Source organism: Micromonospora sp. 4G55 (assembly GCF_016803375.1).
Map to the genome: position 1 here is coordinate 1 of NZ_JAEVHN010000890.1, position 2115 is coordinate 2115.

Genomic DNA, 2115 nt, shown 5'->3' on the forward strand with positions numbered 1-2115 from the left:
GGCGCCGGTCGAGTCCGCCCGGTCCGGCCGGGCGCGGCTCGGTCGGCCGCTGCTCGACCGCGGGTCTCACCTGCGGGTCAACGTCCGGGTCGCTCACGAAGACTCCTCGACGACAGACGCCACCACCCGGGGACGGCGAAGGGGCGCACGTTCCACGGGCACGGCGCATCGGACGGCGGCCGGGCCGACCGTCGACGGTATGTGCGCGGGCAGGAATGCGGTGCCGAAATCGATCAGTGGATTTCGACGTCGCAGGACATTACCCGTAGCGAATGGATATCGCCACCACCACATCGGCGCGGCCCGTTGGCGACGGGACGCCGCGATGGCCCGATTTCCCGTGCTACCAGGGCGTTCTCCGCTCCTCGGCCGAGTCGCCGGCGGGATCGGTCGCTGCGAAAACAGGGGTTGGCAGAAGCCTTCCGAAATTGGCCGGGAAACCACGGGCGATCGGCGGCGAACCGGCCAGGATATGCGAGGAGCGCCGGCGGCACCGCCCTGTTCCGGATCAGTTATCCGACACGGCGGTGCACCATTGCGCTGCCGGGTCGAGCCGGGTCAGCTGCCCAGCGCCCGCACCTTGGCAATCGTCTCCTGGACCTGCTGGCTGGCCGGTCCGGCGCCCTGCGCCGCCTGCGTCAGCGCCTGCCGGTAGGCGTCCAGCATCCCGATCAGCGGCCCGGCCGCGACCCCTTCCAGGGCACCGGCGACCAGTTCCCGCGCCTCGGCGGTGTCCTGCGCCGCAGCGGCCGTCTTGGCCTTCGCCTCGTCCAGCTTCTGTGCCGCCGCCGCCAGCCTGGCGATCACCTGCGCTGCACTCACGCGCCCTCCCCTGGTCGCCTCGCATCGATCGGCCCCGTCACCGCACAAGGCATCGACCACAAGGGAGCCTACGAGATCGGCCCACCCACCGCGACCAGCTGATGATCAGCTAGAGGAGCTATTGCTCGCAGACGAAGACACCAAGGCCATGGACACCTTCAACGAGGCCCTGCGTCTGAAGCACAAGGATCGCCTGTCGGACCACGCCGGCCGAAACGCCATACTCGGCTCGCAACTGCGCGGTGGAGGGAAGCTTGTCGCCTGGGGCGAGTTCACCGGACGCGATCTGCTCACGGATGTGGTCCGCGAGCTGCGCCCACTTGGGCTTGGCGGGCATGTTGTCTCCCTGGTCTGCACCGCCATTTGATCACACCCCACTAGTCGGGACAAGCACGGACTAGTCGGTCATTGACTTGTACAGACTAGTGTGGCAAAGTTCTCGGCGGCTGACTCCCTGGTCTGCAAACCGGAGTTGGTCCTTCCCCACCGCGCAGAGCGCCCGGTCGGCCGGTCCTCCTGGACGGCCGGGCGTGCCGCGGCCTGCCCGCCAGGCAGCGCCCACGTTGAAGCGAACCCCACCAAGGAGACGCCACCGGACGGGAGTACCTGATGCACGACCAACCCGACGAGGACCGCTCGACGAACGGGGACGGGGCGGGTGGAACACCATGGGTGTCACGCGGCTCCGGTGACACCATGGTGTTCCACCGACCGGCCGCGCCAGCCCCGCAGGCAGCGCCGACCAGGACGACCGAGCCGGGCGGCGAGGCGACAACCACCCGCCCGGGCGGCCCGGCCGTCCGGAGTCGCTGGTGTCCGCACAGGACGTCGCGGACGCCGACGACATCCTGTTCGCCCATCCCCCGCGGGTGGTCACCCGGTGGCTCTGCGGCTGCGGCGAGGACTAACCCTGCACGGACGTCCGTTTCGCCCGCCTGGTCAAGGCCGCCCGGGCCACCGACACCGGCGTCAAGGACGGCCGGTGAACGCCGGCGACCTGCACGCGTACGCGGCCCAGCAGGTCGCCGACGCGCGGCGGACCATCGCCACGCACCGCACGGAGGCGTACACCGGAGTGTGCCGGAGCTGCGGACGCCGGCCGTGCGACGAGCAGCGGGCGGCGCGGACCCGGCTGGCGCACCACAACGGCACGCTGAACGCCCTACGGGCGCGGGCCCGGCGGCGTCAGCGCAGGAAGCGGACCAGCAGCAGGCTGGCGCAGTACGCGGTCGGCACCAGCGCGACGCAGATGACGAAGCCGAGCGGGACGAACCGCGGCGGGTCCACGGTGGC

Annotated in this window: 3 protein-coding genes; 1 reads left to right on the plus strand and 2 read right to left on the minus strand. The window is 70.9% G+C overall.

Translation table 11 applies throughout. From position 1 onward, the window contains the following. Positions 1-558: 558 nt before the first annotated feature. Both JNW89_RS35735 and JNW89_RS35740 read right to left on the minus strand, forming a co-directional pair. The gene (locus JNW89_RS35735; RefSeq protein WP_238452371.1) at positions 559-822 is read right to left on the minus strand and encodes a DUF6244 family protein; all 264 of its coding nucleotides are present in this window, start codon (positions 820-822) and stop codon (positions 559-561) included. 118 nt (positions 823-940) lie between these two features. Beyond that, the gene (locus tag JNW89_RS35740) at positions 941-1159 is read right to left on the minus strand and encodes a winged helix-turn-helix domain-containing protein (protein ID WP_238452372.1); all 219 of its coding nucleotides are present in this window, start codon (positions 1157-1159) and stop codon (positions 941-943) included. A gap of 645 nt (positions 1160-1804) precedes the next feature. Between JNW89_RS35740 and JNW89_RS35745 the strand changes: the two genes are divergently transcribed. Continuing rightward, positions 1805-2115: hypothetical protein (locus JNW89_RS35745; protein ID WP_238452373.1), on the plus strand; the 311-nt coding region annotated here is incomplete at its 3' end.

Excerpts from the sequence above, each read along its gene's own strand:
- JNW89_RS35740 (WP_238452372.1), bottom strand. The coding sequence starts at position 1,159 with ATGCCCGCCAAGCCCAAGTGGGCGCAGCTCGCGGACCACATCCGTGAG.